Origin of the sequence: Streptomyces sp. NK15101, from assembly GCF_020400725.1 — a bacterium.
Taxonomy (GTDB): Bacteria; Actinomycetota; Actinomycetes; order Streptomycetales; family Streptomycetaceae; genus Streptomyces.
Genome location: NZ_JAINVG010000019.1, coordinates 17833 through 42664 on the forward strand (window position 1 = coordinate 17833; position 24832 = coordinate 42664).

The 24832-nt window shown below is 73.7% G+C and carries 25 protein-coding genes; 12 read left to right on the forward strand and 13 right to left on the reverse strand.

The genetic code is table 11. From position 1 onward, the window contains the following. Positions 1-12 precede the first annotated feature (12 nt). On the reverse strand, positions 13-738 hold the full coding sequence (locus K7G60_RS13240; protein ID WP_225801069.1) for a PIG-L deacetylase family protein: 726 nt from the start codon (positions 736-738) through the stop codon (positions 13-15). A 141-nt stretch (positions 739-879) separates the two neighbouring features. Here K7G60_RS13240 and asnB point away from each other — a divergent pair, with 141 nt between their 5' ends. From asnB to K7G60_RS13270, 6 genes are all read left to right on the forward strand, one after another. Next, positions 880-2679 carry an asparagine synthase (glutamine-hydrolyzing) gene (gene asnB, locus K7G60_RS13245; RefSeq protein WP_225801070.1) on the forward strand — a complete coding sequence of 600 codons (1800 nt, stop codon included), beginning with the start codon at positions 880-882 and terminating at the stop codon, positions 2677-2679. Positions 2680-3028: 349 nt separating this feature from the next. Further along, complete coding sequence (locus tag K7G60_RS13250; protein ID WP_225801071.1) at positions 3029-3928, forward strand: 2-methylaconitate cis-trans isomerase PrpF family protein; 900 nt, start codon at positions 3029-3031, stop codon at positions 3926-3928. Between the two features lie 99 nt (positions 3929-4027). Beyond that, on the forward strand, positions 4028-4774 hold the full coding sequence (locus K7G60_RS13255) for an SDR family oxidoreductase (protein ID WP_225801072.1): 747 nt from the start codon (positions 4028-4030) through the stop codon (positions 4772-4774). A 37-nt stretch (positions 4775-4811) separates the two neighbouring features. Then, positions 4812-6377, forward strand: coding sequence for a class I tRNA ligase family protein (locus K7G60_RS13260; protein WP_225801073.1), 1566 nt, complete (start codon positions 4812-4814; stop codon positions 6375-6377). Between the two features lie 145 nt (positions 6378-6522). Then, complete coding sequence (mshA, locus tag K7G60_RS13265) at positions 6523-7803, forward strand: D-inositol-3-phosphate glycosyltransferase (protein ID WP_225801135.1); 1281 nt, start codon at positions 6523-6525, stop codon at positions 7801-7803. Positions 7804-8020: 217 nt separating this feature from the next. After that, the gene (locus K7G60_RS13270; RefSeq protein ID WP_225801074.1) at positions 8021-8227 is read left to right on the forward strand and encodes a hypothetical protein; all 207 of its coding nucleotides are present in this window, start codon (positions 8021-8023) and stop codon (positions 8225-8227) included. Between the two features lie 179 nt (positions 8228-8406). Here K7G60_RS13270 and K7G60_RS13275 read toward each other — a convergent pair whose 3' ends face one another. From K7G60_RS13275 to K7G60_RS13305, 7 genes are all read right to left on the reverse strand, one after another. After that, on the reverse strand, positions 8407-9459 hold the full coding sequence (locus K7G60_RS13275; RefSeq protein WP_225801075.1) for a helix-turn-helix transcriptional regulator: 1053 nt from the start codon (positions 9457-9459) through the stop codon (positions 8407-8409). A 142-nt stretch (positions 9460-9601) separates the two neighbouring features. Next, on the reverse strand, positions 9602-10633 hold the full coding sequence (locus K7G60_RS39160; protein WP_308080963.1) for a helix-turn-helix domain-containing protein: 1032 nt from the start codon (positions 10631-10633) through the stop codon (positions 9602-9604). A 137-nt stretch (positions 10634-10770) separates the two neighbouring features. Beyond that, a complete protein-coding gene (locus tag K7G60_RS13285) occupies positions 10771-11211 on the reverse strand; it encodes a Fur family transcriptional regulator (protein ID WP_225801076.1) in 441 nt (146 codons plus the stop codon). Positions 11212-11311: 100 nt separating this feature from the next. Beyond that, the gene (locus K7G60_RS13290; protein ID WP_225801077.1) at positions 11312-12205 is read right to left on the reverse strand and encodes a cyclopropane-fatty-acyl-phospholipid synthase family protein; all 894 of its coding nucleotides are present in this window, start codon (positions 12203-12205) and stop codon (positions 11312-11314) included. A gap of 235 nt (positions 12206-12440) precedes the next feature. Then, positions 12441-12923, reverse strand: coding sequence for an N-acetyltransferase (locus K7G60_RS13295; protein ID WP_225801078.1), 483 nt, complete (start codon positions 12921-12923; stop codon positions 12441-12443). A 123-nt stretch (positions 12924-13046) separates the two neighbouring features. Continuing rightward, positions 13047-13958 (reverse strand): M56 family metallopeptidase, encoded by a 912-nt coding sequence (locus tag K7G60_RS13300; protein ID WP_225801079.1) that lies wholly within the window; start codon positions 13956-13958, stop codon positions 13047-13049. A 102-nt stretch (positions 13959-14060) separates the two neighbouring features. Beyond that, positions 14061-14450, reverse strand: a complete 390-nt coding sequence (locus tag K7G60_RS13305; protein WP_225801080.1) for a BlaI/MecI/CopY family transcriptional regulator — start codon at positions 14448-14450, stop codon at positions 14061-14063. An 83-nt stretch (positions 14451-14533) separates the two neighbouring features. Between K7G60_RS13305 and K7G60_RS13310 the strand changes: the two genes are divergently transcribed. Next, the gene (locus tag K7G60_RS13310; RefSeq protein ID WP_158718993.1) at positions 14534-14689 is read left to right on the forward strand and encodes a hypothetical protein; all 156 of its coding nucleotides are present in this window, start codon (positions 14534-14536) and stop codon (positions 14687-14689) included. 18 nt (positions 14690-14707) lie between these two features. Here K7G60_RS13310 and K7G60_RS13315 read toward each other — a convergent pair whose 3' ends face one another. The 3 genes from K7G60_RS13315 to K7G60_RS13325 all read right to left on the reverse strand — a co-directional run bounded on the left by K7G60_RS13315 (position 14708) and on the right by K7G60_RS13325 (position 17774). After that, the gene (locus K7G60_RS13315) at positions 14708-14989 is read right to left on the reverse strand and encodes a metal-sensitive transcriptional regulator (RefSeq protein ID WP_015035316.1); all 282 of its coding nucleotides are present in this window, start codon (positions 14987-14989) and stop codon (positions 14708-14710) included. 41 nt (positions 14990-15030) lie between these two features. Further along, positions 15031-17295: a cation-translocating P-type ATPase gene (locus K7G60_RS13320; RefSeq protein ID WP_225801081.1), complete on the reverse strand. Its 2265-nt coding sequence runs from the start codon at positions 17293-17295 to the stop codon at positions 15031-15033. 197 nt (positions 17296-17492) lie between these two features. Continuing rightward, on the reverse strand, positions 17493-17774 hold the full coding sequence (locus tag K7G60_RS13325; RefSeq protein ID WP_225801082.1) for a heavy-metal-associated domain-containing protein: 282 nt from the start codon (positions 17772-17774) through the stop codon (positions 17493-17495). 186 nt (positions 17775-17960) lie between these two features. On the opposite strand from K7G60_RS13325, the gene K7G60_RS13330 reads away from it, so the two are divergent. Together K7G60_RS13330 and K7G60_RS13335 are read left to right on the forward strand one after the other, a co-directional pair. Continuing rightward, positions 17961-18965 carry a hypothetical protein gene (locus K7G60_RS13330; protein WP_225801083.1) on the forward strand — a complete coding sequence of 335 codons (1005 nt, stop codon included), beginning with the start codon at positions 17961-17963 and terminating at the stop codon, positions 18963-18965. 51 nt (positions 18966-19016) lie between these two features. Next, on the forward strand, positions 19017-19709 hold the full coding sequence (locus tag K7G60_RS13335; RefSeq protein ID WP_225801084.1) for a copper homeostasis protein CutC: 693 nt from the start codon (positions 19017-19019) through the stop codon (positions 19707-19709). Positions 19710-19773: 64 nt separating this feature from the next. Here the strand turns inward: K7G60_RS13335 and K7G60_RS13340 are convergent, their stop codons facing one another. Beyond that, positions 19774-20373 carry a DUF2867 domain-containing protein gene (locus K7G60_RS13340; protein WP_225801085.1) on the reverse strand — a complete coding sequence of 200 codons (600 nt, stop codon included), beginning with the start codon at positions 20371-20373 and terminating at the stop codon, positions 19774-19776. A gap of 111 nt (positions 20374-20484) precedes the next feature. Here K7G60_RS13340 and K7G60_RS13345 point away from each other — a divergent pair, with 111 nt between their 5' ends. Together K7G60_RS13345 and K7G60_RS13350 are read left to right on the forward strand one after the other, a co-directional pair. After that, the gene (locus K7G60_RS13345) at positions 20485-21075 is read left to right on the forward strand and encodes a TetR/AcrR family transcriptional regulator (RefSeq protein WP_225801086.1); all 591 of its coding nucleotides are present in this window, start codon (positions 20485-20487) and stop codon (positions 21073-21075) included. A 17-nt stretch (positions 21076-21092) separates the two neighbouring features. Next, a complete protein-coding gene (locus tag K7G60_RS13350) occupies positions 21093-21974 on the forward strand; it encodes an aminoglycoside phosphotransferase family protein (RefSeq protein WP_225801087.1) in 882 nt (293 codons plus the stop codon). 371 nt (positions 21975-22345) lie between these two features. On the opposite strand, the gene K7G60_RS13355 is transcribed toward K7G60_RS13350, so the two are convergent. Further along, entirely contained in the window at positions 22346-24403 is a 2058-nt protein-coding gene (locus K7G60_RS13355) for a UvrD-helicase domain-containing protein (protein ID WP_225801088.1), read from the reverse strand. A 241-nt stretch (positions 24404-24644) separates the two neighbouring features. On the opposite strand from K7G60_RS13355, the gene K7G60_RS13360 reads away from it, so the two are divergent. Further along, a complete protein-coding gene (locus tag K7G60_RS13360; protein WP_225801143.1) occupies positions 24645-24824 on the forward strand; it encodes a hypothetical protein in 180 nt (59 codons plus the stop codon). Positions 24825-24832: the final 8 nt, after the last annotated feature.

Below are 24832 nucleotides of genomic sequence, written 5' to 3' on the forward strand. Positions count from 1 at the left end.
GGGCGACAAGGCTCAGTCGATGTGGACGATCTGGAAGGCCTCGGCCATCCGGCCCGGGGGCAGGCCGCCGGCCGCCGCGTGCTCGCCGAGCCAGTCGCGCAGGAGGCCCGCCAGGTCGTCGAAGTGGGCCGTCTGCGAGGTGTGGATGCGCAGGGCCTCGACCTTGCGGTCGAAGACGGAGGTGACGTCGACGTACTGGTTCGGGGTGGGGCCGGTCATCAGCCACAGCTCGTGGACGGTCCACGGCTCCAGGCCCTCCGCCTTGAGGAGCTCGGGGTGGGCGAAGGGGTTGCGGGCCTCGGGGTAGACGGCGCGCAGACAGGCGTCCCCGACCGCCCGGTGGTCGGGGTGGAGGTCGGCGACGCGGGCCCAGTTGATCTCGGGGGAAGGGATGATGGCGCGCTGCGGCCGTACTTCGCGGATGACCCGGCACAGGTCGCGGCGGAGTTCCACGGACGGCTCCACGAAGCTGTCGGGGTAGCCGAGGAAGCGGACGTCGGCGACGCCGCTGAGCTTGGCCGAGTGGACCTGCTCGGCGCGGCGCAGGTCCGCCATGGCCTGGCGGGGGAGCGCTTCGTCGTAACCGCCCGCGCCGCCGTCCGTGACGATGCAGTACGTGACGCGGGTGCCGCGCTCGATCCACTGCATGACGGTGCCGCTGACGCAGAACTCGATGTCGTCCGGGTGCGCGGCTACGACGAGCAGGGACTCGGGGGTGGTCCGGTTGAAGTCCTCCATGGGGCCAGCCTGTTGGGGCCGCGGGGGGTGTCGCAAGGCCAACCCGTGGCGTGAATAGGACATGGCACTTACGCGCCATTCAAAAAGTTGGTAGATTCAAATCATTGGTTGAGCTCATGAGTCGATTCGGAGGCGACCGGCATGTGCAGGATTCTCGGCTCCTTCGCCGCCGGGGCGGACCGCCCCGAGCCGGCCCAGCTCGCGGCGGTCTCCGCCCGCCAGCGCCACGGCGGCCCCGACGAGCACCAGGTGCTCAGCGGGCCCGGCTGGTCGCTCGGCTGCGACCGCCTCGCCGTCACCGACCCCCGCGGCGGACAGCAGCCCTACCGGCTGCCCCACCTGCCCGGCGTCCTCGCCGTGCTCAACGGCGAGATCTACAACCACGCCGAGCTCCGCCGCACCCTCGCCGCCCGCGGCCACCGCTTCCCCGACCGCTGCGACGGCACCGTCCTGCCCGCGCTCTACGCCGAGTACGGCCCCGCCTTCGCCGAACACCTCGACGGCATGTTCGCCGTCGCGCTCCTCGACCTGCGGCCCGGCAGCACCCGACTCGTCCTCGCCGTCGACGACATGGGCATGAAGCCGCTCCACCTGCACCACGACCCGCACGACGGCTCCACCCGCTTCGCCTCCGAGATCCCCGCCCTCCTCGCCTTCGAAGGCGTACGGATCTCCCCCCGCGACGACGCCCTCGACACCGTCCTCGCCACCCGCACCTCCTTCTCCGCGCACACCGCGCTCGACGGCGTCGACGTCCTGCCGCCCGGCGCCACCGCCCTCGTGCGCCCCGGCGCCGCCCCCGTCGTCCGCCGCCGCGGCCCGCACCGCGCCGCCCCCGTCGGCGACACCCAGGACGTCCTGCGCCACGAGGTGCGCCGGCTCGCCCGGGCCGAGGTGCCCGTCTGCGCCGTCACCAGCGGCGGACTCGACTCCGGACTCGTCACCGCCCTCGCCGCCGAACACGCCCGCGAGACCGACGCGCCGCCGCTGCACACCTTCCACCTCACCTACCGGGGCCGCTGGCCCGACTCCGAAGCCGCGTACGCCCGCTCCGTCGCCCGCCGCGCCCGGACCGTCCACCACGAGGTCGCCGTCGACCCCGACGAACTCGGCTCCCTCCTCACCCGGACCGTCCGCCACCTCGGCCAGCCCAACGCCGACCCCATCACCCTCTCCACCTACGCCCTCTTCCGCGCCGTCCGCGAGAACGGCTTCACCGTCGCCCTCGCCGGCGACGGCGCCGACGAACTCTTCGGCGGGTACGACCGGATGCGCGCCGCCCTCGCGGCCGGCCCCGAATGGGCCGACGCCTACACCGACGCCCTCTCGGCCGCGCCCCGCCTCCTGCGCGAACACCTCTACACGTCCAACTACCGCGCCTACATCGCCGACCAGGGCTCCGCCGCCGACCGCATCGCGCAGGAACTCCGCTCCGCCGAGGCCGTCGGCGCGGACCGGATCACCGCGATGACCGCCTTCGAGACCCGGTGGCGGCTCCCCGCGTACCACCTGCGGCGCCTCGACCACCTCTCCATGGCCTGGGCCGTCGAAGCGCGGCTGCCGTTCTGCCAGCCGTCCGTCGTCACCCACGCGCGCTCCCTGCCGACGGCCGCGCGGACGGGCAAGCGGGCGCTGTACGAGGCGGGCGCGGAGCTCCTGCCGGCCTCGGTGCTCCGCCGCCCGAAGCAGCCCTTCACCCTGCCCGTGGCGGCCATGCTGGCGCCCGGGGGCCCCCTCCTCGACCTGGTCCGGGAGATGCTCTCCCCGGCGCGGCTGGTCCTCGGCGGGAGGATCCGCGCGGACCGGGCGGCGAAGCTCCTGGCCCGGCACCTGGAGCACCCCACTCCGCAGGCGGCCCTGACGCTCTGGTCCCTCGCGGTCCACGAACTCTGGACGGAGGTCGTCCAGGGCATGCGGATCCCCACCGGCTGTGCGGCCTGACCCCCCGGGACCTCTCCGTCCCGAACCCGCCCCGGAACCCGCCCCGGAACCCGCCCCGGCTTCCGCGCCTCCGGCTTCCGCGCCTCCGTGTGGGCAATCGTCCCGCGGGGCGGGACGGGTGGGCACACGGGACGGCGTCCTTGGCGGCGCCTCCGAGTTCCGTGCCTGGACCCGCACCACGAGCGGCGGCGCACAAGGTGGTGCGGGTTCGGGCGCGGGAGCCTCGGGCGCCGGCAAGGGCGCCGTCCCGTTGTGCCCACCCTCCCCCGAGCTCTCGGCTCCGCTCGAGCAGGGGGGACCCCCTTCGCCCCGGCGGAACGCATGCCCACAACGGGACGGGGCGCAAGGGGTGGGCACCGCCCCGACGGAACGACCGCCCACAACGGGGGCCACAATCGTCCGCGCCCACGACGCCCCCGGCCCCACCCTCGTCCTGAGGGCCGATCAACTGCCCCCAGGCGCCCTCGCCCTGCGCGGTGAGCTCGCGCAGCTGCTCCGCGGCCTCGCCGGCACCCCCCACGCCGGCATCAACAAGATCGCCGTCTACGGCCAGGCCCCCCGAAACCCACACGCCCTCCACTACCGCTTCGTCCAGGCCCTCCCCGACGGCCGGTTCGACTTCCGCGCCGGCTGCGGGCACTCCCTGCTCGCCTGCGTCGTCGCCGACGGGAGGCCGGGGCCCGTCACCGTCCGGGCGGTGACCACCGGGGACACCGTCCTCTGCGAGCCGCACGGGGACGAGGGCACGTACACGCTCAGCTTCCTCCGGCCGCCCACCGGGCCCGGCACCCTCCCCACCGGCCGTCCCGTCGACGTCCTCGACGGCGTGCCCGTCTCGCTCGTGCGGTACGGCAATCCGTACGTGTTCGTCGACGCACGGCACCTGCCGGAGCAGGACCTCCACGACCGGCTCCTCGCGCTCCGCGCCCGCGCCGCCCGGCTCCTGGGCCACCCCCCGGACTCCGCCCTCCCCAAGATCGCCGCCTTCACCGACGGACCCGAGGGCCTGGCCGTCCGCGCGCTCACCGTCGGCGGCTGGCACCCCCGGCTCGCCCTCACCGGCGCCGCCGCCCTCGCCGCCGCGGGGGCGATCGACGGGACCGTGGTGCCCGCCGTGCGGGGGCCCGTACGGACCCCGACCGGCACGGTCACCGTCTCCACCGCATCCGACCGCGTCCGCGTCCACCACAAGCGCGCCGAGGTCCTGGAAGGCCTCCGACTGCCCTGGCGTATCCACGCAACGGCGTGAACGCGCACCCCGCTCACCGGGCCCGCGCCCCCGTTCCTCTGCCACGCTGAAATGGACCGGCCATCGGTATCCGTGGCGAGATGGGGAGAGCGGACACACATGAAATTCGAGAATCTGCGTGTCGTCGTGACCGGCGCGTCCCGCTATTTCGGTCGCGCGCTCGCCGTCGGATTCGCGCATCTCGGCGCCGAGGTCTACGTGTCGGCGCGGACCGTGGAGGCCGCCGAGCGGACCCGTACCGAGGTCGTGGGCTCGGCCCGTGACCGCATCCACGCCTTCGGATGCGACCTGAGCAGGCCCGCCGAGATACGGGAGTTCGCGGCCCGGGTCGGCGAACGGACCGACCGGGTCGACCTGTTGGTGAACAACGGTGCCCGCTGGCTCGACGGCATGGACCTGGAGTCGGCGAGCGACGCCGAGATCGTGGAGACGATCGAGTCGACGGCCGGCGGCACGGTCCTGATGGTGAAGCACTTCCTGCCGCTGCTGCGCGGCTCACTGCGGCCCGACATCGTGAACATGGTCGCCGTCCGCGACGCCGAGGGCGCCTCCGCCGCGACCGCCGGCGCCGCCCACGAGGCCTTCTGGGCGGCGAAGAGCGCCCAGGCGGGTTTCGCGGACATCCTGTCGCGCCGGCTGCGGCCCTCCGGGGTCCGCGTCTTCTCCCTCTTCCCGCCCGATTTCTCGACCTCGGACCCGCGCTTCGCGGAATGGGACGGAGCGAACCCGGACGGAATGGCGCCCGACGAGAAACTCACCACGCAGGCCCTTTTCGAGTGCATCGTCTACGCCGTCGAGCAGCCCCGCGACTGCTTCATCCGCTCCTTCCACTTCGAGCCCCGCTGACCGCCCTGCGCCCCCGGCGCCCCGTCAAGGAGGTCCCATGAGCACCCCCGTCTGGATCACCGCGACTCCTCCCGCCACCCACGGCGAACTCCACATCGGCCACCTCGCCGGGCCGTACGTCGCCGCCGACGTCCTCACGCGCTTCCTGCGCGCGGAGGGCGAGGCGGTCCGGTTCACCACCGGCACCGCCGACCACGCCAGCTCCGTCGAGGTCCGCGCGCTGCGCCACCACCGCAAGCCCGAGGAGGTCGCGGAGGGCTACCGCGCCGCGATCACCGCCGACTGGCTGCGCTCGGGCGTGGAGTTCGACCACATCGTGCGCCCGCGCCGCGACAAGGGGTACGGGCGCTGGGTGCAGGACCTCTTCGCGAAGCTGTACGCGCAGGGCGTCATCGCCCCCCGGACCCGGCTCCTCCCGTACTGCGAGCCGTGCGGCCGCTGGCTGCACGGGGCGCACGCGACCGGCACGTGCCCGCACTGCGGCGCGGCCAGCGACGGCGGGATGTGCCACGAGTGCGCCCGGCCGAACGACGGCGGCGACCTGATCTCGGCGCGCTGCGCGCTCTGCGCCCCCCCGGCGGTCGCCCGCCGCTGCCGCCGGCTCTACGTGCCCTTGGAGCCGTTCCGGGACACGCTCGCCGACTACTGGGCGACGGCGGGCCTTCCGCCGCGGCTCGCGGCGCTGTGCGAGTCGCTCGTCGAGGACGGGCTGCCGGACATCGCGGTCGGCCACCCCGGCGAGTGGGGTCTGGCGGTGCCCGTCGAGGGCTTCCCCGAGCACCGCATCGACGGCTGCTTCGAGGCCGCCGCGATGCACCTCTTCGGCTATGACGTGAAGGGCCCGCTGCCGCGCCGCGCGATCCACTTCTGCGGCTTCGGGCACGCCTTCTGCCACGCCGTGCTGCTGCCGGTGCTGCTCCTCGCGCAGGACGTCAAGCTGCCGCAGGACTTCAACGTCAACGAGTCGTACGTCATCGAGGAGGGCGTCCAGGAGGGCAACGTCTGGGCCCTCGACCTGCTCACCGAGTACGGCTCCGACACCCTGCGCCGGCACGTCCTGCAGGCCCGTCCGCTGGGACGGCGCACGGTCTTCCGGCGGGAGCGGCTCGCCGCCGCCCGGCGCGAGCTGGACGAGAACTGGAACAGCTGGCTGTCCCGGCTCTTCTCGGCGGTGCGGGAGGAGTGCGGCGGCCTCGCCCCGCAGGCGCTGCCCGGCGGCACCGGCTGGGAGATCCTGGAGCGGCGGCTGCACCGGGGCGTGGACGACCTGCGCGAGGCGTACGGCCCCGACGCGTTCGATCCGCGCCGGGCTGTCGCCGTCCTGGACGAGATGGTCCGCTCGGCGGCCGACTTCGGTCACGTCAACGCCCATGAGCGGTGCCGGCCCAGCACCTCCTGCCGTCACCTTCCGGCGCTCGCGGCCCAGTTGGCGGTGGCGTCGGCGCTCGCGGCCTGGTCGCGGCCGGTGATGCCGGAGGGCGCCGACCGGCTCGCGGCGGCGCTGCGGGTGGAGCCGGGGCGGCCGGTCGACTGGCAGGCGCTGCTGCCGCCGCTGCCGGGGACCCGGCTGGCACCGCCGTCGGGTCCGGTCTTCGGTTTCTGACCCGCTCGTTCCCGCCCCGTACTACTAAGCAACTAAGTACCTCCGTAGGAATGCCCCTGCCGCGTGACCATGCGCGCGACGCGCAGGGACACGTGGTCCCCCGCCTCCCTCTCGTCAGGAGCCCCACGTGTCCCTGCGCGTCGCCATGCTCAGCGTCCACACCTCCCCGCTCCACCAGCCCGGGACGGGGGACGCCGGCGGCATGAACGTCTACATGGTCGAGCTCTCCCGCGCCCTCGCCGAACAGGGCGCGGAGGTCGACCTGTTCACCCGCTGCCGGGGCGAGGGCGCGCCCCCGCTCGTCGAGCTCGCGCCGGGCGTGCGGGTCCGGCACCTCCACGCCGGGCCGCGCCGGGCGCTGCCCAAGGAGGCCATGCCCGACCTGGTGGTGCCGTTCTCGCTGGCGCTGCTCAAGGAGGAGCGGCGCTACGACCTGGTCCACTCGCACTACTGGCTCTCCGGCCAGGCGGGCCGGATCGCCGCGGTGGGCTGGCGGATACCGCTCGTGCACACCGCCCACACCCTGGCCCGGGTGAAGAACGCCTCGCTCGCCGAGGGCGACACCCCCGAGCCGGAGCTCCGCGTCCGGGGCGAGCACCAGGTGGTGGGCAGCGCGGACCGGCTGATCGCGAACACGGCCGACGAGGCGGAGGCGCTGCGCTCGCTGTACGGGGCGGAGGGGGAGCGGACCGAGGTCGTGCGGCCCGGGGTGGACCTGCGCACCTTCCACCCGGGGGACGGGCGGGCGGCGGCCCGGGCCCGGCTCGGTCTGCCGGCCGGGGCGTTCGTGCCGCTGTACGCGGGACGCATCCAGCCGCTGAAGGGCCCGGACGTGCTCGTGCGGGCGGTGGCGGAGCTGCTGCACCAGGCGCCGGAGCTGCGCCGCCGGCTCCTGGTGCCGGTGGTGGGCGGGCACTCGGGCGCCTCCGAGCAGGGCTCGGTCCGGCGGCTGGCGGAGGAGCTGGGGGTCACCGACGTGCTGCGGCCCTGCCCGCCCGTGCCGCAGGAGCGGCTCGCGGACTGGTACCGGGCGGCGGACGTGCTGGTGGTCCCGTCGCGCAGCGAGTCGTTCGGCCTGGTGGCGGTGGAGGCGCAGGCGTGCGGGACTCCGGTGCTCGCGGCGGCGGTGGGCGGGCTGCCGACGGCGGTGTGGGACGGGGTGACGGGGCTGCTCGTGCGGGGCCACGACCCGGTGGAGTACGCGCGCCGGCTGCGCCTGTTCGCGGCGCACCCGGAGATGGTGGAGACGATGGGGGCGGCGGCGGTGCGCCATGCGCGCGGGATGAGCTGGCGGGCGTCGGCCGCGCGGACCGTCGAGGTGTACCGGGGTGCGCTCGAACGGGAGGTGGGGCAGGGGCGGCGGCACGCCCCTGCCCCGGCGGCCCCTCTCTCCTGGAGGAACGAGAAGGCCGTAGCACAAGTCTAGCATCTCTTTTGGTTCGACCAAAGGTATGGCGCGCTCCGGATCCCTCAATTCCGTTGTCCTGACGGCAGATTGACGCATCCACGCCATGGCAGATCCACGCAGAGACAATCCCTGGATTCGATTCGGGGGCCGGGACAGAATGGAGATGTCTTCAGGGAACGCCCGGCGGCACGGGCCCCCGGAAGACCGAATTCACATTCCAAGTCCTGGAGGAATCATGTCCGTCGCGCAGAACACCGGTATCCGCAAGGCCGTCACCCGCCTCATGGTCGCGATGGCGGCGTGTACCGCGGTCGCGGCCGGCGCCGCCTTCGCCGCCTCCCCCGACAGCGCCCCGGTCACCCCCCACACCATCGCCGGCGTCGCGGAAGACAACGGCTGGCCGGTCGCCCCGACGGACCCGACCCCCAGCCCCACCAACTGAATCGATCCACCGGGATATTCACCCGGCAATTCCCCTGGGCGATCCCCCCCACAGTGAGGCCCCGCAATCGCTGCCACGATTGCGGGGCCCCGCGCATTTCCCGTCGTCCGCCGGCCCGAATGCCCGCTCCGACGAACGACGGCCCGAATGCCCGCTCCGGCCTCCCGCCGGCCGGACGCTCAGTCCAGCCAGCCGAGCCGCACCGCCCGCGCGCCCGCCTCGAAACGGCTCGTCGCCCCCAGCTCCTGCATCAGCTCCGAGATCATCCGGCTGACCGTCCGCAGCGACACCCCGAGCGTGCGCGCGATCCGCTCGTCCTTCATCCCCGAGGCCAGCATGTGCAGCGCGGCTCGCTGCTGCTCCGATAGGCCGTCACCACCCGCCTCCGCCGCCGCCTCGTTCCCGTACGGCGTCGCCGTGTGCCAGCAGTGCTCGTACAGGCTCAGATAGGGCCGCACCAGCGCGCTGCCCCGCGCCAGGATCGCGCCCTCGCCCGGCTCCTCCGGCCGGATCGGCACCAGGGCGAACTGCTGGTCGGCGATGATCAGGTTCATCGGCACCACCGGCGCGAGCCTGATCTCCACCCCCAGCTCCGCCCGCTGCCCGAGGAACTTCTCCATCTGCGGGTCCGTCGCCTCCTGGCGGCCGTAGATGGCGCGCACCCGCACCCCGTTGGAGATCTGCCGCCGGTCCCGGTCGAGCATCAGTTCCGGGTTCTGCCGGCCCGGCGTCCCCGGGTGCAGCGAGGCCGAACTCTCCTGCATCACGTCGGTGATGTCCTCGATGGCCTGCTGGATCCTGCGGTAGTCCGTCAGCGCCTCGACGTGCGCCTCCGCCCGGGTCAGCGCCTCGGCCCGCAGATAGGAGCCCGCCAGGACCTCCAGCGTGCTGTACGCCTCGTCCGCCTCGGCCAGGTGCTCCCGCAGCCGCTCCCGCTCCCGCTCCAGGAGCCGCAGGAGGGCGATCTCCGGATCGATCGCCGCCACCGTGTCCGTCTCGGACCGCCAGCTGCCGTCCTGAACGGCCGTGATGGTGGCGTGCACCTGCCCCGTGGGCACGATGAGACCCAGGGAGAGGAGTTCGCGGCGACATCGCTCGTACTCCTCCGGCGCCAGCCCGAGTTCTCTACGGACCTCTTCGAAGTCCGAGACGCCCCGGCGGCGCAGCTCCTGGTACACGGCAAGCAGGACGTCGGTCGTGCCGTCCCCCGTGCCGTCGCCCGCGGTGACCATGGCGAAGTGACCCCCTCATCCTCCGAGTCGGCCCCGCCCTCACCCCGTCATACGGCGCGGCGGGAGTCCGTCGTGCGCTTCTCGCGGCCCGCACGGCCCCCGTGGACCGTGCGCGTCCCCCATGACATACGAACTCCCCGTACTAGCCCACGGGTTCCGGCCCCTCGCCGTCGAGGAGCCCGAGCCGGGCCGCCTTGACGCCGGCCTCGAAGCGGCTCGCCGCCCCCAGCTCCTGCATGACCTCGGAGAGCAGCCGGCTCACCGTCCGCAGCGAGACGCCGAGGCTGCGCGCGATCTGCTCGTCCTTGATGCCCGAGGCGAGCATGTGCAGCGCGGCCCGCTGCTGGTCCGAGAGGCCGTCGCCGCCGGACTCCCCGGGCTCCTCGCCGTACCGGGCGGCCGCCTGCCAGCAGTACTCGTACAGCGCGAGGTACGAGCGGACCAGGCCCGGCCCGCGGGCGAGGATGACGGGCGAGTCCGGGTCGTGCGGGTCCGTCGGCAGCAGGGCGAAGTTCTCGTCGGCGAGGACCATGTTCATCGGGACGACGGGGGAGAGCCGCAGCTCCACGCCGAGCGCCGCCCGGTCCTCCAGGTGCTGGGTCATCTCGGGCACGGTGCCGACCCGGCGGCTGTACATGGCGCGGACCCGCACCCCGCGGGCGGCCCGGGAGCGGTCCCGCTCCAGCTCGGCGGCCATCTCCTCGCGCCGCACGGACCCGGTGTGCATGACGTGGACGGCGGTCCGCACGGACTCCGTCAGGTCCGAGAGCTCCCGCAGCACCCGCTGCGGGTCGTCGACGATCTCGACCTCGACCTCGGACCGGGGCGCGGCCCCGGCCCGCAGGAACGGTCCGGCGAGGGCTTCGAGGGCGGTGTGCGCGCGGCTGGTCGCGGCGAGGCGGTCCTGGAGCCGGTCGCGCTCCCGGCGCAGCAGCCGCAGCAGGGCGACGTCCGGGTCGAGGACGAGGGGACGGGGGCCCGGGTCCGAGGGTCCGGGGGCGGCGGTGAGTCCTAAGGAGGCGAGTTCGTCGCGACATCGCTCCCGCTCTTCGGCGGAGAGTTCGAGCCGGGCGGCGACCTCGTCGAAGCCGGCCTCGGGGCGGGCGCGGAGTTCCTGGTAGAAGGCGAGAGCCTGATCGCTCCCCGCCCGGGACACGGCGGCGTTTCTGGACACGGCGCAGCAGACTCCCCTCGGATCCGGTGGACCCTGTCGAATCGCCCCGCTAGACCCTGCCACAAAATCGAACGGCACGCACGGAGTTGGCCGGGGCCGGGGCCGGAGCGGCGGGCAGGCGGGGAGGTGACGGCGGCTCAGGCGCCGGGACCGGCAGCCCGGCAGTCGGGGCACAGGCCCCTGAAGACGATCTCCGCGTCGTCCACCCGCCACTTGGGCAGGGCGCCGCGGGGCGGCTCGGGCGCGGTCGCGGAGACGTTCTCCACGCGGCCGCACACGGTGCACAGGGCGTGCTGGTGGGGCGGCCCGGAGATCTCGAACACCGCGGGCAGGCCGGGCCGGTCGAACTTGCTGACCAGGCCGGTCTCCTGGAAGTGCCGCAGCATCTCGTACACGGCCTGGCTGGTCAGCGTGCCGAGCCGCTCGCGGGCCGTCGTGGTGATCGCCTCGACGTCCAGATGGCCGCCGGCGGCGAGCACCGTGAGCACCTCCAGGCGCGGACCCGTGACCCGCAGCCCGACATCGCGCAGGCGCTGGATCACCGCCTCGCGGCCCGTCAGCTCTTCCACGACTGCCATCTTCTCCGCCCGCCACCTGGTCGGCCCAAACTTTTGTGGGCATCGTACCTCTTGCTCGTCAACCTCGGCAGGTGCTCTTCGGCCGACCCTCCGCCCCGTATCAGTCGTCCGCCCTGCACACGAGGAGGACGGACTCGGTCCGCTCGTCGATCCGGTGGCGCCGCCGGCCCTCGATGTGCAGCCCCGCCGAGTGCAGCTCGGCAGCGAGCCGCTCGGGGTCGACGATCCACTTGTCCGTGGTCAGCACGACCCGCTCCGAGGAGAGCTTGCCGGTCCTGGCGGCGTAGTACGTGATCCGCTCGCTCATCGACGGCAGGTCGAAGACCTGCCGGGCCACCACCCACTCGTCGATGCCGTCGAAGCGCGGCACCTGGAACGCCCAGGTCCGCCGCGGCTCCGCGATCAGGCCCGGGAGCCGGTGCGCGGTGTAGTCGAGGGCGAGCGCCCCGCCCGCCTCCAGATGGGCGGCGACCTCGCGCAGCAGCTCCGGCCGGCTGGCCGGCGGGACGGCCGTGACCATGGCACCCGCGAGCAGCGCCAGCCGGTAGCTGCCCTCCAGGCGGAGGTCGGTCAGGTCCGCGCGGTGGGTGACGACGAGCCCGGCCACCTGCGGGCCGATCCGGCGGGCCCAGCCTTCGAGGCGCTCCAGGGCCGAGGCGTCCCGGTCCACGGCTTCCACGGCGAAGCCGTGCCGGGCGAACGGGACGGCGAGCCGCCCGGCGCCGGAGCCGAGGTCGAGGACGGGTCCGCCGGTGGAGCGGGCGAGGCTGAGGTAGCGGACGATGTCCGCGCTGTGCGGGCCGAGCAGGGCGTCGTGCAGCCAGACGGAGCCCTCGTCGGCGGGGGAGACCGATTCGAGCCCGGGGAGGGTGTCGGCGGTGATCCGGACGCCCGCGCCGGGGGCGGGCTCCTGGTCGAGGCCGTACCGGGACGGCAGGACCGGAGCGAGCGCTGCGGGCACGACGGGCAGGGAAGTGCCGCTCGGTGTGTGCATCGCTCCTCCAGGGGCTCGCTCGGTCCATGCCGTCGGGGCGGGGTACCCGTGCCGCCGGGCCCGCGCCGCTGGACCCATCCTGACCTGGGAGGCGAACCCCGATCCACCGGATCGGGCTGCGTGAACACGCGATGGCGTGGATCTGCCACGGTGGGCGTCGGGGGAGCGGCCGGCCGTGGACGAGCGGTCGGCCGGGCGAGCGGCCGGTGGGGCGAGTGGTCGGGCGAGCGGCCGGTCAGGCGAGCGGCCGGCTCCAGCGCCTCGGGGAGAGGGCCGCGAAGCCGAGGCGGGCGTAGAAGGGGAGCGCCGGGTCGGCCTCCGCCGGGAGCTCCACGCGCTGCTCCCGGGCGCCGTAGCCGCGCATCCGGTCGGTCGTGGCTGCGAGCAGGGCCGTACCGACGCCGGCGCGGCGCGCGCCGGGCTCCACCGCGAGCGCGTACACCTCGCCCTCGCCGGGGACCGGGACGCCGCCGGCGGCCACGCCGACGACCGCGCCCTCCGGGCCGGTGGCGACCAGCCAGCCGAGCCAGCCGGGCGCACCCCCCGGAATTTCAATTTCCGCGCGTATGCGGGGGAGTGCGCATTGCGCGGAGATCAGCCGCCGCATCGGGATTTCGTCCAGTATTCCGGCGTAGCTGCTCCGGATGGTGTCGGCAAGCAGTCTGGATATCGTGGTCGCGTCGCCGGCCGCTGCCGTACGAACGCCGGCGAGCTGCATTGGTTTTGCACCCTTCGACGTGCCGAGTCCGAACCCCAACGTACCCACAATAGCGGTGCATTCCGTGATCCGTGACCGATGCGAAATCTACGAATTCGCTTAGTAAATAACGGTGTTCGCGGATTACCGGGGGAACGAGCAGCAGGCGATGACCAGGGGGGCCATCGCGAGTCCCGCCGCCGCGATCGTGAGGAGTCCGTACAGCACGGGGTGTCCCGCGCTGTACGGGGTGAGGATGCGCCGCATCCGCAGCGCGGCCGAGGGGCCGCCCGCCGCGAACGCGGACCGCGGCGCCCGCCCCGAGGCCAGCGCGTACAGTGCCGTCGCCAGCGCGTCCCGCGTGCACCGGCGCAACGCCCGGTCGTCCGCGGCCATTTCGAGCAGCAGGGGCACGGCGGGCCCGCCGTACCGGGCGAGCGGGAGGTGCGGGAAGACGGTGGCGAAGGCGTCCGCCGCCGCGACGAGGAGGTGGTGCCGGCCCGCGATGTGCGCCCGCTCGTGCGCGAGGGCCGCCGCGAGCTGGGCGGGCGTCAGGGCGTGCACCGCGCCGGAGGAGACGACGACCCGGCGCGAGCGGCCCGGCAGGCAGTAGACGGCGGGCCGGTCGTCGTCGAGGACGGTGGCCCGCAGCGCGGGGTCGTACCGTCCGACGAGCCGCAGCACCCCCGCGTGCCGCGCCCGCGTCCGCCGGGCCCTGACGAGGCGGCGTACGAACGCGGCGGTGGGCAGCGAGAGGACGAGGAGCGAGAGGCACAGGGCGAGCCGTCCGCGCCCGTCGAGGTCCAGGAGCTGGCCGAAGGTGGGGAGCTGGAGTCCGAACATCATGTCCGCCAGGCGGTGGCTGGCGGCGTTCGACAGGACCAGCTGGGCGGGCAGCAGCGCGGACGCGACCGCGAAGCCGGCGCCGCACGCGGCCCAGAGGCCGAGGGCGAACCGGGGCACCTGCTGGGCCCAGCGGGCCCGGCCCAGCAGCCAGGGCACGACGAAGCCGGTGAGGAGCACGATCCCGAGCGGGACGAGGACGTGGTGGTTCACGCGCGGCTCCCGGTGGTGGCGGTGGCGGGGCGGTTCGCGCGCGGCTCCCGGTGGGGACGGGGGCGGTTCACGCGCGGCTCCCGGTGGCGGTGGCGGGGCGGTTCACGCGCGGCCTCCGGCCCGGCCGTCCGGGCCCTCGCCCCGGGCGGCGCGGAGGGCCGCGTCCAGGGCGGCCATGTCCTCGTCCGAGATGACCTCGACGAAGCGGAGGAGGGCGGCCGGACGGTCCTGGCTGTCGCCGAGGGCGTCCCGCATCAGGCCCGCCGTGTACTCCTCGCGGCCGCGGACCGGCTCGTACAGCCAGGCCCGTCCGGACTTCTCGCGCCGGAGCCACCCCTTGCGGTGCAGGATGTCCGCCACCGTCATCACCGTGGTGTAGGCGACCCGGCGTCCCCGATTGATGTCGTCGACGATCTCGCGGACCGTGGCGGGCCGTTGCCATGCCCACAGCCGGTCCATGATCTCGGCCTCCAGCTCTCCCAGCCGGCGCACGTGCATCCCCTCCCCCGTAGGGCCTGTCATCGTACGGGCCGCTTCCCCGCCCCAGGTATACCCCCCAGGGGTACGATGGCAAGATGTCGACCCTCATGAAGAACCGCCCCTGCGCGAAGGTCTGCGACTCCGGTCTCCCCGGTTCGGTGGAGCTGGTGCTCCTCCGTCAGCTGCTCGGCCTCTGTCTCCGGCTGAGTCTCACGCTGTCCGCCGACTGCCCTTCGCGCAAGGGCGGTTGATGTCCGTCCGTCTTTCCGTCAGGTCCGGATCAGCCGGGCGATGGCCTTGGACGCCTCGCCCACCTTCACCTTCGCCTGGTCCCCGCCCTGGGCGATGGCCTCCGTGACGCAGCAGCTCAGGTGCTCGTCCAGGAGGGCCACCGCGCAGGACTGGAGGGCCGCGTTGATGGCGGAGACCTGGGTGAGGACGTCGATGCAGTAGACGTCCTCGTCCACCATCCGCTGCACCCCCCTGACCTGGCCCTCGATGCGCCTCAGCCGTCTGATGATGTCTTCCTTGTGCTGTCCGTAACCGGCCACGACGGGCTCCTCGGGGATCAGGGGTTCACAGGGCGGGATGGTCAGCGGTCGGTGGCCTGGAAGCCGCGGAGGCGGAGGCTGTTGCCAACCACGAAGACCGAGGAGAAGGCCATGGCCGCGCCCGCGATCATCGGGTTGAGCAGTCCGGCCGCGGCGAGCGGCAGGGCGGCCACGTTGTAGGCGAAGGCCCAGAAGAGGTTCGAGCGGATGGTGCCGAGGGTCCTGCGGGAGAGCCGGATCGCGTCGGCCGCGGCCCGCAGGTCTCCCCGGACCAGGGTCAGGTCGCCGGCCTCGATGGCGGCGTCCGTGCCGGTGCCCATCGCGAGGCCCAGGTCGGCCTGGGCGAGCGCGGCCGCGTCGTTCACGCCGTCACCGACCATGGCGACCGAACGTCCCTCGCCCTGAAGGCGCTTGACCACGTCGACCTTGTCCTGCGGCATGACCTCGGCGATGACCTCGTCGATGCCGACCTCGGCGGCGACGGCCTCGGCGACCGCCTTGTTGTCACCGGTGAGCAGGATCGGCGTCAGGCCCAGGCCCCTGAGGCGACGGATGGCCTCGGCGCTGGTCTCCTTCACCGCGTCGGCGACCTCCAGGACCGCGCGGGCCTTGCCGTCCCAGGCGACCGCGATGGCCGTCTTGCCGGCCTTCTCGGCCTCCTCCTTCGCGGACCCGAGCCCGGCGGGCAGCTCCATCGCCCACTCTTCGAGCAGCTTCTCGCGGCCGACGAGGACGGCGTGGCCCTCGACGACGCCCTGGACGCCGAGGCCGGGGATGTTGGCGAAGTCCTCGGGGGTGGGCAGGGTGCCGACCTTGGCTGCGGCGCCGGTGGCGACGGCCTGGGCGATGGGGTGCTCGGAGGAGTGCTCCAGGGCGCCGGCCAGGCGCAGCACGTCGGTCTCGTCGGTGCCCTCGGCGGTGTGGACCTTGAGGAGGGTCATCCGGCCGGTGGTGACGGTGCCGGTCTTGTCGAGGACGATCGTGTCGACCTTGCGGGTGGTCTCCAGGACCTCGGGGCCCTTGATCAGGATGCCGAGCTGGGCGCCGCGGCCGGTGCCGACCATGAGGGCGGTCGGGGTGGCCAGGCCCAGGGCGCAGGGGCAGGCGATGATCAGTACGGCGACGGCGGCGGTGAACGCGGCGGTCAGGCCCTGGCCGGTGCCCAGCCAGAAGCCGAGGGTGCCGAGCGCGAGGGCGATGACGACCGGCACGAAGACGGCCGAGATCCTGTCGGCGAGGCGCTGGGCGGCGGCCTTGCCGTTCTGCGCGTCCTCGACGAGCTTGGCCATCCGGGCGAGCTGGGTGTCGGCGCCGACGCGGGTGGCCTCGACGACCAGGCGGCCGCCGGCGTTCAGGGTGGCGCCGGTGACGGAGTCGCCGACCCCGACCTCGACCGGCACGGACTCGCCGGTCAGCATCGAGGCGTCGACCGCGGAGGAGCCCTCGACGACGGTGCCGTCGGTGGCGATCTTCTCGCCCGGGCGGACCAGGAAGCGGTCCCCGACCTGGAGTTCGGCGGTCGGCACGGTGACCTCGCGGCCGTTCCTGAGGACGGTCACCTCCTTCGCGCCCAGCTGCATCAGCGCCTTCAGCGCCGCGCCGGCCTTGCGCTTGGAGCGGGCCTCGAAGTACCGGCCGGCCAGGATGAAGGCGGTGACGCCGGCCGCGGCCTCCAGGTAGATGTTCCCGGCGCCGTCGGTGCGGGCGATGGTGAACTCGAAGGGGTGCGTCATGCCGGGCGTGCCGGCCGTGCCGAAGAACAGCGCCCACAGCGACCAGAGGAACGCGGCGATCGTGCCGACCGAGATCAGGGTGTCCATGGTGGCCGCGCCGTGCCTGGCGTTGGTCCAGGCGGCCTTGTGGAAGGGCCAGGCGGCGTAGACGACGACCGGGGCGGCCAGCGTGAGGCTCAGCCACTGCCAGTACTCGATCTGCAGCGCCGGGACCATCGCCATCGCGATGACCGGCACGGCGAGCGAGACGGCGGTGATCAGCCGCTGCTTCAGCGGCCGCAGCTCCTCGTCGGCCTTCTCCTCGTCGGAGGGGCCGCTCTCGCCGGGGACGTCGGCCTTCGGGAGCTCGGGCTCCTTGGCGGTGTAGCCGGTGGCCTCGACGGTGGCGATCAGGTCGGCGACGTCGATGTCGGCGTCGAAGGTGACCTTCGCCTTCTCCGTGGCGTAGTTGACGGTGGCCTCGACCCCGTCCATGCGGTTGAGCTTCTTCTCGATGCGGGCCGCGCACGAGGCGCAGGTCATGCCGCCGATGGCGAGCTCGACCTGGGCGGTGCCCGGAGTGGTCGTGGTCATTTCCTGCTCCTCGGGTGTAGCGGGGTTCGGGGGCCGGGGTCCGGGCATGGGGGTCCCCCTGCTCGAGCGAAGCCGAGAGCTTGGGGGAGGGCGGACCCCGGCGGCCGGGGTGGTGCGGGCGGTGTCCGCCTGCCGGGCGGACCGTCGGGTACCGGGACGGGGGACGCCGGTGGGGTGCCGGTCTGCCCGGCGGCGGATCAGGCCCGGCCGGTCAGCTCGTAGCCCGCGTCGTCGACGGCCGCGGTGATCACGGCGTCGTCGGGCTCGCCGCCGGTGGTCACGGTCACCAGGCCGCCGGCGACGTCCACGTCGACGGAGATGACGCCGTCGAGGGCGCTGACGGACTTGGTGATCGCGCTCTTGCAGTGGCCGCACGTCATGCCGGAGACGGCGTAGACGGTGACGGTGCTGTCGGCGACCGCGACGGCGGCGGTCTCCGTGGTCGAGCAGCTGTTGTCGGGGGTGCAGCAGGAGCCCATGGCTTCCTCCTCGGTCGGTTCCTCGGCCCAGATACCCTCGGGGGGTATCCGGCTGTGAGTCCATGTATACCCCCCGGCGGTATCCGACGCAAGCAGATCGGCGACTTGACTTGATACCCCCCAGGGGTATGGTGAAGTGCATCGGACGAAGGAATGCCCACGCCACCCACGTACGGGAGAGCAGTCATGAACACCGGAGTGAAGATCACTGCCTTTGCCGCCGCGCTCGCCGCGACCTTCGGGACCGCGTACGGGGTCGGCAAGGGGGTCGGCCCCGTCGAGGAGCCGAAGAAGGCGGAGCATGCGGGCCACGCGGCCCAGGAGCCGCAGAAGGAGGAGACGGGCGGGCACGCGGGCCACGAGGAGGGCGCGACCGGTGGGCACGCAGGTCACGAGGAGGCCACCGCCGCCTCGGCCCTCCCCGGCGGCCTCCAGATCTCCCAGGACGGCTACACCCTCGCCCTGGAGACCCCCGCCCCCGCCGTCGGCCGCAGCACCCTGAAGTTCTCCGTCAAGGACGCCGCCGGCAAGAAGGTCACCGCCTTCACCACCGAGCACGGCAAGGAGCTGCACTTCATCGTCGCCTCGCGCGACCTCAACACCTTCCGCCACCTGCACCCGGTGAAGGCCGCCGACGGCACCTGGTCGGTGGACGCGGACCTGCCGGCCGCCGGCGGCTACAAGGCCTTCGCCGACTTCAAGCCCGCCGCCCCCGGCGCCAAGGGCGTCACGCTCGGCGCCGACCTCGCGGTCCCGGGCGCGTACGCGCCGAAGCCGCTGCCCGCCGTCGCCCCGACCGCGAACGTCGACGGATACCAGGTCCGGCTCGGCGGCGTCCTCGACCCGGGCAAGGCCGGCGAGCTGAGGCTCACCGTCACCAAGGCCGGGAAGCCCGTCACGGACCTGGAGCCGTACCTCGGCGCGTACGGACACCTCGTCGCACTGCGCGCCGGCGACCTCGCCTACCTCCACGTCCACCCGAACGAGGGCGGCCCCGGCCCGGACGTCTCCTTCACGGCGACGGCGCCCAGCGCGGGCACGTACCGCCTCTTCCTCGACTTCCAGCACGAGGGGAAGGTCCGCACGGCGGCCTTCACGGTGACGGCGGGCGCGACGGGCGAGGCGCCCGCTCCGGCCACGAGTGGGACGGGTGAGGCGGGGCACGGTGCGGGAGAGCACGCGCACGACTAGTCTGAACATTGGACTAGACCTGTAGCCGTCATTCATGGAGGAATGGGAGCGATGACCAACCGTGCTGTCCTTGAGGTGATCGCCCTCGACGAGGAGGACGCGGTCGCTGCCCAGACCGGTGGCGCCGACCGGCTCGAACTCGTCACCGACATGGCGGCGGACGGCCTCACCCCGTCCCTGGCCGGCTTCACCGCCGTCCGCGCCGCCGTCGACATCCCGCTGCGCGTGATGCTCCGCCTCAGCGACGGATTCGCGGCCGGCGACGTCGACGCCCTGGCCGGCCGGGCGGAGGAACTCCGCTCGGCGGGCGCGACCGAATTCGTCCTCGGCTTCCTCACCCCCGGCGGCGAGCCGGACCTGGTGGCCGTCGAGCGCCTGATCGCCGTCCTGGACGGCTGCCACTGGACCTTCCACCGGGCGATCGACCGCGCCGCCGACCGCGACGGCCTGCGCAAGCTCCTCGCCGACCTGCCCGGCCTCGACACCTATCTGACGGCCGGCGCGGCGACCGGCGTCGACGACGGACTGCCGACCCTCCGCGCCGAAGCCGCCCGCGCCGGCGAACCGGGCTACGAACCCCGGATCCTCGTCGGCGGCGGCCTCCGCCTCGACCACCTCCCGGCCCTCCGCGCGGCCGGTCTCACCGCCTTCCACATCGGCGGCGCGGCCCGCCCCCGGGGCTGGACCCACCCGGTCTCGGCGGAAGCGGTCCGCACCTGGCGCGAGGCGGTCGACGCTCCCTGAGGGTCCCGACGCCCCTCGGGAGTCCCGGCCGCCCCGGGGTTCTGGGCCCTGGAGGTTCTGTGCCCTAGGGGTTCTGGGCGAGCAGCCGCTCCCGGTCCCGCCAGGCGGCTTCCCACTGGCGGGTCATCGCCGGGTAGACGACGAGGTACCGGAAGGGCGCGATCAGGGCCATGTAGAAGCGGCCCATGCGGCCGTTGGGCTTGACCAGGACCGCCATGCGGAGCTCGTGGCCGCCGTCGGGCGTCTCCACCCAGCCCAGGTGCATCACCCCGTGGACGGTCTTGTTCGCCAGCTCCCGGGCGCACTCGTCGTGGAGCTCGTACAGCGGGGCGAACGGGCCCGGCCCCGGGACCGGGGCCGCCGTCGCCGTCAGCTCCTCCGGCATGCGCTCGCGCAGCGAGCGGACGCGCGGGCCGAGGCCGGCCTTCGGGGTGTCCCAGCCGAGCAGGGCGCCCAGCTTCCAGCGCACCGCGAACAGGAACTTCGACGGCCCGGACTGCCGGGAGAGACCGGCGCCGGCCGCGATCGCCGCGAGCGCGCGCGGGAAGTCGTCGGGCCCGGCGCCCGGCGTGCGGAAGGACCAGACGTCCTCGATCGTGAAATCGGGGGTGAACTCGTGGATCCGCCACGGCCGGGTGGTGTGTTCGGTGACGGGGAGCTTCATGGCGCTGCCGCCTTCCCAGTTCTATACGCTTGCGTATAACGACGAGGTCAACCATGCCAGACCTGATGTACGGAAGCGTATATTCGGTCGACGAGTGAGGGAGGACACACCGTGGGCGCCCCACGCACACCCCGCGAGCGATGGGTCGAGGAAGGCCTGACCGTCCTCGCCGACGGCGGCCCCGACGCCGTCCGCGTCGAAGTGCTCGCCAAACGCCTCGGCGTCACCAAGGGCGGCTTCTACGGCCACTTCGCCGACCGCGACGCGCTCCTCGCCGCCATGCTCGACACCTGGGAGCGGGAAGCCGCCGACCAGGTGATCGACCGCGTCCGCCAGGACCCGGACGGCGACCCGAGGGCCCTCATCACCCTCGCCGGCATGCTCACCTTCTCCGGCGACCGGCTCCTCCCCATCGACCTCGCCGTCCGCGACTGGGCCCGGCGCGACGAGACCGTCGCCGCCCGCCTGCGCCGCGTCGACAACCGCCGCATGGAGCTGCTCCGCGAGATGATCGGCACCTTCTGCGCCGACCCCGAGGAGGTCGAGGCCCGTTCCCTCCTCGCCTTCTGCGTGGCCATCGGCCACCACTTCCTCGCCGCCGACCACCGGGGCCGCACCCGCATCGAGGTCCTCGCCCGCGCCGGCGACCTGATCCTGGACCGGCCGAAGGAGCCGAAATCCCGTGGCCCACAGGGCGCTTGATCGCTAGCCTCGCGCGCATGGCCACCCCCGACATCGACACCGCCCTCGTCGAGCGGCTGATCGCCGCCCAGTTCCCCGCATGGGCGGGACTTCCCGTACGGGAGGTGGACTCCGCCGGCACCGACAACGCGATGTTCCGGCTCGGCGACGAGTACGCCGTACGGCTGCCGAAGGCCGAATGGGCCGTCGGGCAGGCCGAGAAGGAGCAGGAGTGGCTGCCCCGCCTCGCGCCGCACCTGACCCTGCCCGTGCCCGCGCCCGTCGGGCGGGGAGTGCCCGGCGAGGGGTACGACCGGCCCTGGTCCGTGTTCGCCTGGCTGGACGGGACCGACGCCTACGACGAGCCGATCGCCGATCTCGCCCACGCCGCCGTCGAGTTGGGCCGATTCGGCGTCTCCCTGCGCCGAGTCGACGCCACCGGCGGGCCCGCCTCCTGGCGGGGCGGGCCGGTCACCGACTGGGAGCAGGGCGCCATGCGCCCGGCGATCCGGGACCTCGGGGCGGACGGCACGATCGACGCCGACGCCGCCACAGAGGCCTGGGAATCGGTCCTCCGCCTCCCGCCCTGGCGGGGCGCCCCCGTCTGGACCCACGGCGACCTGCTCCCCGGCAACCTCCTGACCCGCGACGGCCGCCTGCACGCCGTCATCGACTTCGGCGGCCTCGGTACGGGCGACCCGGCCGTCGACCTCATGGCCGCCTGGTCGCTGCTCACCCCCGACACCCGACCCCTCTTCCGCGAGGCCGCCCAGGTCGACGACGCCACCTGGGCCCGGGGGCGCGGCTGGGCCCTGTGCTGGGGCGTCGTCACCGAGCACTACTACCGGGGCAGGAACCCGGTCCTGGCGACGGTCGCCCACCGCACGTGGACACAGGCGCTCCCCGAATACGGGACCTAGCCGACCCGCGCCCCGTTGTGGGTAGTCGTTCCGCCGGGGCGGTTCCCACCCCCGCCGTGGGCGGTCGCTCCGCCGGGGCGGTGCCCCCGCCCACCCCCGTTGTGGGCAGGCGTTCCGCCGGGGCAAGGGGGTTCCCCCTGCTCGAGCGGAGCCGAGAGCTTGGGGGAGGGTGGGCACAACGGAACGGCGCCCTTGCCGGCGCCCGAGGCTCCCGCGCCTGAACCTGCCCCGGGCTGTGCGCCGCCCACGTGGTGCGGGTCCAGGCGCGGAACGCGGAGGCGCCGCTCAGCCGGGTGCGGGCCCATGCGGTGGGGGTGCCGTCCGGTCGGGGCGCGGCCGCCGATCGACCTGGTGCCGCGCCCCGACCGTGGTCACAGGGATCCCAGCTGCTCCGGAACCGGCGCCGCGTGGACGACCGTCAGGCCCGACACCGCACGCGTCAGCGCCACGTACAGCCGGCGCAGGCCCGTCCGCTCGTCCGGTTCGCCGTCGACGACCGCCGCCGGCTCGTCCAGGACGACGTAGTCGTACTCCAGACCCTTCGCGAGCGAGGCCGGGACCAGCGTGAGGCGCGACTCGGCCGTCGTCTCCTCGCCGGGGGAGAGGTACGCGAGACCGGCCGCCGTCAGCGCCTCCGCGAGCGGAGCGATCCGCGCGTCCGCGGCGATCAGGCCGATCGAACCCTCGTGCGCCAGCGCCTCCACGCAGGCCGCGACGACGTCCTCGTCGAGCGCGTCGCTGGGACGGACCTCCAGGGAGCCCGGGTTCTCCCGGACCGACTCCACCGCCGCGAGCCCCGGCGACATGTGCGGAAGGAGCCGCGAGGCGTACGCGATCACCTCGCGCGGCACGCGGAAACCGGCGGTCAGCTCCTCCACCACCGCCTCCGGCTTCCCCAGGTGCCCGAGCGCCTGCGCCCAGCTCTCCGTCGCCCACGGCGTCGTGCCCTGCGCCAGGTCGCCCAGGACCGTCGCCGAACCGGTCGTGCAGCGGCGGCCCACCGCCCGGTACTGCATGGGGGACAGGTCCTGCGCCTCGTCCAGGACCACGTGCCCGAGCGAGTGCGTCCGCTCCACCAGGTCCTTCGCCTCGTCGATGAGGACGGCGTCCGCCGCCGACCACTTCGCCGTCTTCACGCTCCGCGCCGGCTTCGCCCAGAGCAGCAGCTTCTGCTCGTCCTCCGTGAGCAGCCCCTCGGCGTGCTCGGCGAGGAAGTCGGCGTCGCTCAGCAGCCGCAGGACCAGCTTCGCGGGCTCGACGAGCGGCCAGCACTCCTTCACGACGGCCTTCACCGCCGGGTTCCGCGCGACCGCGTTCTGCACGCGGTCGTCGGGCGCCTCGCCGGCCTCCTCCATCCGGACCAGGACGGCGTGCGCGATGCGCTGCGGGAGGGCCTCGCGGGCGGCGCCGTACCGGATGTCGCGGTCGAGCAACTCCCTCACCATCTCCCCCAGTTCGTACGCCGGTACCCGCCAGCGCCGCGAACCGCGCACCACCATCAGGGACTCCTTCGGCAGCGTCACGTGCGAGCGGACCGCCCGCCGCAGCACCTCCGCCATCCGGGCATCGCCCTTCACGACCGCCGTCGCCGCCTCGTCCGTGCCCCGCACCTCGACGTGCGCGACGAGGTCGTCGACCGTCGCCTGCTGGACCTCCAGCTCGCCGAGCGCGGGCAGGACCTGCTCGATGTAGTGGAGGAAGGAACGGTTCGGCCCGATGACCAGGGTGCCGGTGCGGGCGAGCCGCTCCCGGTGCGCGTAGAGGAGGTACGCGACGCGGTGCAGGCCCACGGCCGTCTTGCCGGTCCCCGGACCTCCCTGCACGCACACCGTTCCCGACAGGTCGGAGCGGACGATGCCGTCCTGCTCCGGCTGGATGGTGGCGACGATGTCGCGCATGGGGCCGACGCGAGGGCGCTCGATCTCGGCCTGGAGCAGCCGACTGGTGTGCTCGAGCTCCTCAGGGTCGGAGAGGTGCTCGTCCTCGTACGCGGTGAGCTCGCCGCCCGTGTAGCCGAAGCGGCGGCGGAGGCCGACGTCCTGCGGGTCCTTCTTCGACGCCTGGTAGTACGGCTGCGAGACCGGCGCGCGCCAGTCGATCACCATCGGGTCGCCGTCGGCGTCGTGGACGTGCCGCCGCCCGATGTAGAAGCGCTGCCCCTCCTGCGTGGTGTGCAGATAGTCGAGCCGCCCGAAGAAGAGCGGGGTGTCGGCGAGGTCGGCGAGCGCCTTGATCCGGTCCTCGATCTGCCGTCCGAGCACCAGGGAGTTGACCCAGTTCGCGGTGACGTCCTTGATGTCGAGCGCCTCGACGTCCTCGCGCATCGCGCGCAGCGCGGCGCGGGACGAGGTCAGATGGGCGCGCTCGCGCGCGAGCGGGTCGTCGAGCGCGCCGGGAGCGTCGGACGCGGCGGATGCGGACACGGACACGGACACGGACACGGTGAAGCCTCCGGGCAGGTGGATACGCGGACACGACAAGGTGGCCGCCGGTTTCCGACCGGGCGGCGGCGCTCCACGAACGGGAGGCGGGGAAGCGGACGAGTGTAACTCCGGGTGTCCGGCCGGGCGAATCGCTTTTCCCCCTAGGGGCCGGGGTCCGACGTGAGGGGGACCCGGATTCCGTCCCCAGACCGATGTATCCGCAATGTCCGTATTCCATCATGGAGGCATGGCAGCGACGACCTTCCCCCTCGTGACCACCCTCCCCCGCCCCCACCGCCTCGCCACCGCCCTCCGCGCGATACGCGCCTTCGGCGGCGCGGCGGCCGGAGTCGTCCTTCTGGGTGACTACGGCCCGCCCGAGGCGGGGGTCAAGGACCCCCGCCCCCGCCTCGTGCGCCGCGACTAGGACGCGAG

What these genes read in the sequence shown, in the direction of transcription:
- K7G60_RS13240 (WP_225801069.1), bottom strand. Translation starts at nt 738, where the DNA reads ATGGAGGACTTCAACCGGACCACCCCCGAGTCCCTGCTCGTCGTAGCC.
- K7G60_RS13270 (WP_225801074.1), top strand. Translation starts at nt 8,021, where the DNA reads ATGTCCGTCGCGCAGAACACCGGTATCCGCAAGGCCGTCACCCGCCTC.
- K7G60_RS13360 (WP_225801143.1), top strand. Translation starts at nt 24,645, where the DNA reads ATGGCAGCGACGACCTTCCCCCTCGTGACCACCCTCCCCCGCCCCCAC.
- K7G60_RS13340 (WP_225801085.1), bottom strand. Translation starts at nt 20,373, where the DNA reads ATGAAGCTCCCCGTCACCGAACACACCACCCGGCCGTGGCGGATCCAC.
- K7G60_RS13295 (WP_225801078.1), bottom strand. Translation starts at nt 12,923, where the DNA reads ATGCAGCTCGCCGGCGTTCGTACGGCAGCGGCCGGCGACGCGACCACG.
- K7G60_RS13330 (WP_225801083.1), top strand. Translation starts at nt 17,961, where the DNA reads ATGAACACCGGAGTGAAGATCACTGCCTTTGCCGCCGCGCTCGCCGCG.
- K7G60_RS13350 (WP_225801087.1), top strand. Translation starts at nt 21,093, where the DNA reads ATGGCCACCCCCGACATCGACACCGCCCTCGTCGAGCGGCTGATCGCC.
- K7G60_RS13275 (WP_225801075.1), bottom strand. Translation starts at nt 9,459, where the DNA reads ATGGTCACCGCGGGCGACGGCACGGGGGACGGCACGACCGACGTCCTG.
- K7G60_RS13325 (WP_225801082.1), bottom strand. Translation starts at nt 17,774, where the DNA reads ATGGGCTCCTGCTGCACCCCCGACAACAGCTGCTCGACCACGGAGACC.
- asnB (WP_225801070.1), top strand. Translation starts at nt 880, where the DNA reads ATGTGCAGGATTCTCGGCTCCTTCGCCGCCGGGGCGGACCGCCCCGAG.
- K7G60_RS13320 (WP_225801081.1), bottom strand. Translation starts at nt 17,295, where the DNA reads ATGACCACGACCACTCCGGGCACCGCCCAGGTCGAGCTCGCCATCGGC.
- K7G60_RS13255 (WP_225801072.1), top strand. Translation starts at nt 4,028, where the DNA reads ATGAAATTCGAGAATCTGCGTGTCGTCGTGACCGGCGCGTCCCGCTAT.
- K7G60_RS13285 (WP_225801076.1), bottom strand. Translation starts at nt 11,211, where the DNA reads ATGGCAGTCGTGGAAGAGCTGACGGGCCGCGAGGCGGTGATCCAGCGC.
- K7G60_RS13290 (WP_225801077.1), bottom strand. Translation starts at nt 12,205, where the DNA reads ATGCACACACCGAGCGGCACTTCCCTGCCCGTCGTGCCCGCAGCGCTC.
- mshA (WP_225801135.1), top strand. Translation starts at nt 6,523, where the DNA reads ATGCTCAGCGTCCACACCTCCCCGCTCCACCAGCCCGGGACGGGGGAC.
- K7G60_RS13335 (WP_225801084.1), top strand. Translation starts at nt 19,017, where the DNA reads ATGACCAACCGTGCTGTCCTTGAGGTGATCGCCCTCGACGAGGAGGAC.
- K7G60_RS13310 (WP_158718993.1), top strand. Translation starts at nt 14,534, where the DNA reads ATGTCGACCCTCATGAAGAACCGCCCCTGCGCGAAGGTCTGCGACTCC.
- K7G60_RS13260 (WP_225801073.1), top strand. Translation starts at nt 4,812, where the DNA reads ATGAGCACCCCCGTCTGGATCACCGCGACTCCTCCCGCCACCCACGGC.